The organism is Mesobacillus sp. (assembly GCF_049588175.1).
Lineage (GTDB): Bacteria > Bacillota > Bacilli > Bacillales > Cytobacillaceae > Mesobacillus.
Genome location: NZ_JBAVFI010000367.1, coordinates 1 through 7175 on the forward strand (window position 1 = coordinate 1; position 7175 = coordinate 7175).

A 7175-nucleotide genomic window follows, 5' to 3' on the forward strand; every position below is an offset into this window, starting at 1 on the left:
CACTTCCAGTTTCTAAACTGCAATTCAAGTTTTCAAAGCGAATTCCAATTCTCAAACCTAAATTCTAGTTTCCAAAACAAAACCCCTGGCATATCTGCCCGGGGTTTATCAAAAAATCAACCATTATGGTACTTGTACATCCAAAGAATGCCTGACTTCAGTAATCGTGCGACGCGTCCTGTGATTGGGCGTTCAGCAACGAGTCCAAAGCCGTGTTTCTTTCCAAGTGAGCCTATGACACCTTTCAGCTTGATCACTGGGAAAGATTCTGGCGGCTGTTCGCCTTTCCAGCGCTTCTGAAGAACCTGGACGATTTGCTCTGCCTGGCCTTCAGCCAGCTGGGCACTCGGTGCGTGAGGCAAGGCCGCGCAATCTCCGACGACATAGACATGTTCATTGCCAGGGATATTGTGCTGAGGAGTCAGCAGGGCTCTGCCCATTCCGTCTTTTTCAACATTCATTTCCCTGACAAGCCTGTTAGCCTGAATGCCGGCAGTCCAAACAATCGCATCGCAGACAATCGGTTCATCATGATTGTATAATACATTTTCTTGTACTTCAGTAATATTAGCATTGTTGATAATCTCAACATTGTGATTATCAAACCAGTTTTCCACATATGTGCTCAGTCTTTCAGAGAAGGCTGATAGAATATGGTTTCCACGGTCAAAGAGCTTAATTTTCAGGTCCTTGCGGCTTTCGCTTAATTCACTCGCAAGCTCAACTCCGCTTAATCCTGCTCCGACAATCGCGACTGTTGAACCTGCTGGCAAATTGTTGAGTGCCTGGTAGGTAGAGCGTGACTTTTCAATGGATTGGATGCTGTATGTGAAGATATCTGCACCTGGAACATTGTGATATTTATCCTCACAGCCTAAGCCGATGATCAAATCGTCAAAATCAACAGCCTCGCCATTCTTGAGTTCAACCTTTTTACCCTCAATGTTGATGGAAGTAACTTCCGCATATTTCACCTTAAGGCGGGGATGCTCAGGAAATGCTACTCTGATATGCTGGTCGGAAATCGTACCAGCAGCCAGAGCGTAATATTCGGTTTTTAAACAATGGTAAGGTACACGGTCAATCAATGTGATAGTGACATCTTCTGGCAGGTCATTCGGCAGCAATCTTTGCAGGACACGCATGCCGCCATAGCCGCCGCCCAGTATAACGAGATTTTTCATGTGAATTTCCCCTTTTTAACTTTTCAAGAGACAGTTAATGAAGTTTTTTCAGCTCGTTTTTAAAAATCCGCAAGCGGATACATTTTATTCATTATTGCACTATTTTTATTTGCTTCGTTTAAACACCATAAAAAGTATAACGAAATTGTGACAAAATAACAACAATTTTATAGAAGCAACAAGCCTTGGAAATTGACGATTTCTCAGAAAAAAGGTACGATTAAAAATTAGTAGAGAGGTGAAAAAATGATAAAGCCTATCATTGAATTTTGCATAAGCAACCTCGCGAGCGGTGCTCAAAAGGCGAGGGCGGAGCTTGAGAGGGATCCTGATCTGGACGTCATCGAATATGGCTGCCTCGGATACTGTGGCAAATGTGCGCAGGCGATGTTTGCGCTTGTAAATGGTGACCCAGTGACAGGTGAGACTCCTGAGGAATTGGTTGAAAATATCTATCAATATTTGGACGAAAACCCAATGTTTTAATATAAAAAGGCTGGCATGGAGAAATCCATTGCCAGCCTAATTTGTATGTTTCATTCGATTATTTCATAAAGCTTCATTCATGCACTTTTGGTCTTCGCGCATTTCCTGCCATCGGTCCTTCGCCATTTGAATGATCTGCGGTTCTACGGACTGCCTTTGCTTTTCAATCACCCTTGACAGGAATCTGACAGAATCCTGGCTGTTGCCGGTTCTCCTTGAAAGCTCGGCAATCAGGTACATCAGCCGTAATTCTGATACCTGGGTGCCCCGATAGTCCCCTTTGCTGTATGATTCTGTGTATTCTGCCAGAGCTAATTTCAGGAAGCGAATTTCCTGTTCTTCATTCTCTTGTAAGCGGTATAGCCACGCCAGTCTTATATAAAGCCCGGCAGTAACAACATGTTTTTCTTTTTTCAATGTCGAGCAATAAGCTCCAAGCTTGTAGGTATTCATGGCTTCCTGGATCGTGCGCATTTTGCTGAAATCCCTGGGGACCCACTGGCTGCAGATTTTTTCGGAAATGGCATTTAGAGAACCTGGCGGAAAATAGCTGCTGAATTCATCTGTAAAAGAAAATCCGCAAGCTGGGCAGACGTTAACATAGTATAGATTAGGATTCTCGAATTCTTCGGCGTACAGAGGGGCAAAATCAGTGTCATAGCGGAGGACTTTCACAAAACGGGAACGCACCTTTTTCGTCGTGAAGGGCTGTTCACACATGCTGCATTTGTACTTTTTATCGTATAATGGTTCTAACTGTGCCATCTTTATCACCTGCCGAATTACCTATTAGTTTATCAAGAAAACTTAGGTATATTATACCAGTCAAAAGAACCGTATGGCGAAATTCTTTTAAAAATAATCCTATATTTCTTTTTTCAGCTTGATTGGTTGAGGATTGGAAAAACACTGTATATACTATAAGAAAGGGATCAAGGAGGTTTTATAAAATGGAAAACATAGTGATTCTTACAGAAGATGCTGCATTGCAGATTAAAGATATGATGAAGCAAAACGAAACAGAAGACGCATTCCTGCGCGTATCAGTAAAAGGGGGAGGCTGCAGTGGCCTTTCATATGGAATGGGCTTTGCACATGAGGTGGAAGACGGGGACACTCAATTAGAGCAGCATGGCATCCACATCCTTGTCGACAAGGAAAGCGCCCCTGTTCTGATGGGTACGAAAATCAGCTATAAGCAATCATTGATGGGCGGCGGTTTCACAATCGATAACCCGAATGCGATCGCTTCATGTGGCTGCGGTTCAAGCTTCAAGACAGCTACTCGCGAAGGTTCTCCTGAAGAGTGTTAAAAGGAAAAAAGCAAGGTCCGCTGACCTTGCTTTTTAATATATTATTTAAACATCGATGAACTATGAAGCGGCTGTGTCTTCGCTTTTGGATCAATGAATGATTTTGCGTTGTTGACAGCTGTAGGAGCTTCGCCAAATCCAGTCGCAATCAATTTCACTTTTCCTTCGTATGTGCAAATGTCGCCTGCAGCGTAGATGCCAGGGATATTCGTTTCCATTTTTGAGTTAACCAGAATCGAGTTCTTTTCGATTTCTAATCCCCACTCTTTAATTGGTCCAAGAGAAGAAACGAAACCAAAGTTGCAGATTACTGCGTCAACATCCACATTTACTGTGTCTTCGCCGTTTGCATCCTGAAGGACAATCTGGCTGATTTTATTTCCATCACCAATAAGCTCGGTAGGAATATAAGGTGTCTTGATGTCCACCTTAGAGTTTTGAAGATTTTCAACACTATGTTCATGAGCACGGAATTTATCTCTGCGGTGTACAATTGTAACCTGTTCAGCGATTGGCTCTAGCATTAATGCCCAGTCTACTGCAGAATCTCCTCCGCCTAGTACAGCCACTTTTTGACCAGCGAATTGATTCAAATCATCGATAAAATAGTGAAGGTTCTTGCCTTCATATTGTGCAGCGCTCTCGAGTTCAAGTCTGCGCGGCTGGAAAGCACCATTTCCGGCTGTGATGATCACAGTCTTCGTATAATGCATTTCTTTGTCAGTTGTTAACTTAAATGTGCCATCTTCCAGCTTTTCAAGCTTTTCGACTGATTGCTCCAATGCAGTTGTTGGCTCAAATTTAGCCATTTGCTCTTTCAGGTTATTAATCAGTTCCTGAGCACGGACCTTTGGAAAACCGGCAACATCATATATGTATTTCTCTGGATACAGTGCTGATAATTGCCCGCCTAATTGTGGCAAACTTTCAATAATCTTAACAGATGCTTGTCTCATTCCGCCGTAGAAAGCAGTGAATAGACCAGCTGGCCCCCCGCCAATAATCGTGATGTCATAAACTTTTTGATCTTCTTTCACTCCATATCCCCCTCACTATGTAGTAAAATTGCTCCAATTTTTATAATACCATAAATAGAAAAAATAAAACTCATAATCATAATAGAAGATTCAATTTGGAACAATATATTTAAGAAAAAATGATCATTTTATATCAAAAAACAGGGAAAAAGTTCTATTTTCTGAATATTTCCAAGTTTAGTTTATAGCTTGAAAATACGAGGTAAAAAGAATATCATGTATTGTAGACGAGAATGTTAAGATTTTGTGACATTTTCAGGACATTTTTTTGAACTTTTTAGTGAATAATATCACAAACTTATCCGTGAAAAAGATGGCAGCAAATAGAGATGAGCCATTCGACCAAAAATATATTAAAAAGGTGGAAGTGATCACTTTGAGAAAGCCAAAGATTGTAATTTTAGGAGCAGGTTACGGGGGATTAATGACAGCTACCCGTTTGCAAAAAGCTGTTGGAGTGAATGAAGCAGACATCGTCTTAGTTAATAAAAATGATTACCATTATGAGACTACTTGGCTGCATGAAGCTTCAGCAGGTACTTTGCACCATGACAGAGTCAGATACGACATCCGTGATGTGATTGACCGCCATAAGGTTGAATTCATCCAGAGCACTGTTGAAGAAATCAAGATGGATGAAAAGCGTGTAATTCTTGAAAACGGCGATATCATTTATGATTATCTTGTCATTGCCCTTGGTGCTGAATCTGAAACTTTCGGTATTAAAGGCTTGAAGGAGTATGCTTTCTCTATTATAAATGTGAACTCGGCAAGACAGATTCGTGAGCACATTGAATATCAGTTCGCGACTTACAATACTGAAGCAGAGAAAAAAGACGAGCGCTTGACAATCGTCGTTGGCGGCGCTGGATTCACAGGAATCGAGTTCCTTGGCGAACTTGCAAATCGTGTTCCTGAACTATGCCGTGAATACGATGTCGATTTTCATAAAGTGAAAATCGTTTGTGTTGAAGCTGCACCAATGGTTCTTCCTGGCTTTGATCCTGAGCTTGTTAACTATGCAGTATCACACCTTGAGAAAAAGGGCGTAGAATTCCGTATTGGAACTGCAATCAAAGAAGCTACTCCTGAAGGCATCATCGTTGCAAAAGGCGAAGATGAAGTAGAAGAGATCAAGGCAGGAACTGTCGTTTGGGCTGCAGGTGTACGTGGAAGCTCTATCATTGAAAAATCTGGAATCGAAGCAATGCGCGGACGTGTCAAGGTCCAGCCTAACCTGCTAATTCCTGGCTCAGAGAATGTATTCATCGTGGGTGATTGCTCGTTGATCATCAATGAAGAAATTAATCGCCCATACCCGCCTACAGCACAGATTGCTATGCAGCAGGGTGAAGTATGTGCACGAAATATCGCTGCACTTGTTCGTGGTAAATCAGAATTAGAAACATTTACCCCTGACATTAAAGGTACAGTATGTTCACTTGGTGAAGACGACGCAATTGGCGTAGCTTTCGGCAAGAAAATGGTCGGCACTAAGGCTTCTATCATGAAGAAAATAATCGATAACCGTTCACTTTACATGATTGGCGGACCTTCATTAGTCCTTAAAAAAGGAAAGTTTAACATCCTTTAATATCACATTGATGAAACAGGCTTCTTTATGGGGCCTGTTTTTTTCGTGAATTTTAATCCACTCGAATCAAAGCTTTGGGTAAAATAGAGAGATTAAAGGTTTATGCTGGGAAGGGAAGATGATCATGGGAAAACGTGAGAATGTCTGGCTTGGGGTAGCTGGACTGGTTATCGATGAGGACGAAAGATGGCTTGTAGTCAAAAAACGGTACGGCGGCCTTAAAGGCAGCTGGTCACTTCCAGCAGGCTTTGTGGAAGAAGGTGAGACATCAGACAGCGCAGTAATCAGGGAGGTGCTCGAAGAAACAGGGATTCGATGTAAGGTTAAAGGCCTGCTCGGTCTCCGTACAGGGGTGATCAGAGATTCCATTAGTGATAATATGCTAGTATTCCTCCTTAGCCCATCGGGAACGCTGAAAGTAAAAGCTCAGGAAACAGAGTTATATGAAGCGGAATTTATGTCCGCAGTTGAACTGGGCGCTGATCCTGACTCATCCATATTATTAAGGTTTCTTTTGGAAAAACATCAGCAACAAGTCAAAACAGGAATAGATGGGATTGATCCTGGACAGCAGTTTAATTACACGGAATATCGTTTATTTTTATAATTTTCTGAAATTTTAAGCAAGTGACAGATATTTAAAGAAAATCAATGATGTATCCGTTTTCAATCTACTTTTTTGGTCATTTTTGAACCTTTTCAAACACACTGAATGTCTGATATATTATCAGAAAATTCAATAATATAAAAAGGGAGAGATAAACAAATGAAAATGCATACACATGACTCAAAAGAATGTCCATATTGCTCAGGTAAAGGATATTTCCAATTACTACTTGGCGGTTCTGAAACATGTTCTTGCTGCAGTGGATCAGGTGAATCAAAAAAATAAAGCTTTGCATCTTGGACCTTCGCAAATGCGGGGTTTTTTCTTTTGATCGTTTTTTTTGAAATCAGCAGTTAAGTTAACAGATCCATTATTAAAAGTAAAAGTCGTGAAATAATCTAACGAAGCAACCATATCATTGACTCAAAATAGGACAAACAGTAAACTAGAAATGATGTGTAATGGGGGGATTTAGATGTTGACGATTGTAACACTCATCATTTCGATGTTATTGTTTTTTGTGTTGTTTTTTGGGATTGGTTTCTTGCTGAATATGTTGTTGAGAATGTCTTGGATCATGGCTGTCATATATCCATTAATCGCTATATTTATCATTGATCAAGTCCGGTTTATCGAGTATTTCACAAATAGCGGAAAAGCTTTTACTGACCTTGGACAAAGAATTTCTAATCTTGCTTTGGCTGATATCCTGATTTTAAGCAGTGGATTGGCCGGAGCAATACTTGCTGGAGTCGTAATCAAGCTATTGAGGAAAAAAGGGTATCAAATGTTTTAATAAGGGCTGTTACAGACCCTCTTGCTAAAAAACTAAAGAACCGAACAAAAACCTTCACATTAATGGAGGTTTTTTTTGTACATAAAAAAAAGAGAGGGAGGAAAACTATTTTTAAGTTTGAAGTTTCTTTTACTTTTACTGGAAGTGTAAATAGGTAT

At 40.8% G+C, this 7175-nt stretch carries 9 protein-coding genes; 6 read left to right on the top strand and 3 right to left on the bottom strand.

The genetic code is table 11. The features are described 5' to 3' along the window. Positions 1 to 116: 116 nt before the first annotated feature. Complete coding sequence (locus WB217_RS09065; RefSeq protein WP_423992699.1) at positions 117 to 1184, bottom strand: NAD(P)/FAD-dependent oxidoreductase; 1068 nt, start codon at positions 1182 to 1184, stop codon at positions 117 to 119. Positions 1185 to 1430: 246 nt separating this feature from the next. Here WB217_RS09065 and WB217_RS09070 point away from each other — a divergent pair, with 246 nt between their 5' ends. After that, entirely contained in the window at positions 1431 to 1670 is a 240-nt protein-coding gene (locus WB217_RS09070) for a YuzB family protein (RefSeq protein ID WP_423992701.1), read from the top strand. Between the two features lie 63 nt (positions 1671 to 1733). On the opposite strand, the gene WB217_RS09075 is transcribed toward WB217_RS09070, so the two are convergent. Then, complete coding sequence (locus WB217_RS09075; RefSeq protein ID WP_423992703.1) at positions 1734 to 2435, bottom strand: DUF2225 domain-containing protein; 702 nt, start codon at positions 2433 to 2435, stop codon at positions 1734 to 1736. 185 nt (positions 2436 to 2620) lie between these two features. Between WB217_RS09075 and WB217_RS09080 the strand changes: the two genes are divergently transcribed. Further along, entirely contained in the window at positions 2621 to 2983 is a 363-nt protein-coding gene (locus WB217_RS09080; RefSeq protein WP_423992705.1) for a HesB/IscA family protein, read from the top strand. Positions 2984 to 3024: 41 nt separating this feature from the next. Here WB217_RS09080 and WB217_RS09085 read toward each other — a convergent pair whose 3' ends face one another. Further along, positions 3025 to 4020 (bottom strand): NAD(P)/FAD-dependent oxidoreductase, encoded by a 996-nt coding sequence (locus WB217_RS09085; RefSeq protein ID WP_423992707.1) that lies wholly within the window; start codon positions 4018 to 4020, stop codon positions 3025 to 3027. A 376-nt stretch (positions 4021 to 4396) separates the two neighbouring features. Between WB217_RS09085 and WB217_RS09090 the strand changes: the two genes are divergently transcribed. The 4 genes from WB217_RS09090 to WB217_RS09105 all read left to right on the top strand — a co-directional run bounded on the left by WB217_RS09090 (position 4397) and on the right by WB217_RS09105 (position 7017). Further along, positions 4397 to 5614, top strand: coding sequence for an NAD(P)/FAD-dependent oxidoreductase (locus WB217_RS09090; protein ID WP_423992715.1), 1218 nt, complete (start codon positions 4397 to 4399; stop codon positions 5612 to 5614). A 124-nt stretch (positions 5615 to 5738) separates the two neighbouring features. Next, the gene (locus WB217_RS09095) at positions 5739 to 6221 is read left to right on the top strand and encodes an NUDIX domain-containing protein (RefSeq protein ID WP_423992709.1); all 483 of its coding nucleotides are present in this window, start codon (positions 5739 to 5741) and stop codon (positions 6219 to 6221) included. A gap of 159 nt (positions 6222 to 6380) precedes the next feature. Then, positions 6381 to 6506 (top strand): YuiA family protein, encoded by a 126-nt coding sequence (locus WB217_RS09100; protein ID WP_423992711.1) that lies wholly within the window; start codon positions 6381 to 6383, stop codon positions 6504 to 6506. A 190-nt stretch (positions 6507 to 6696) separates the two neighbouring features. Then, the gene (locus WB217_RS09105; RefSeq protein WP_423992713.1) at positions 6697 to 7017 is read left to right on the top strand and encodes a YuiB family protein; all 321 of its coding nucleotides are present in this window, start codon (positions 6697 to 6699) and stop codon (positions 7015 to 7017) included. The last annotated feature ends 158 nt before the right edge of the window (positions 7018 to 7175 follow it).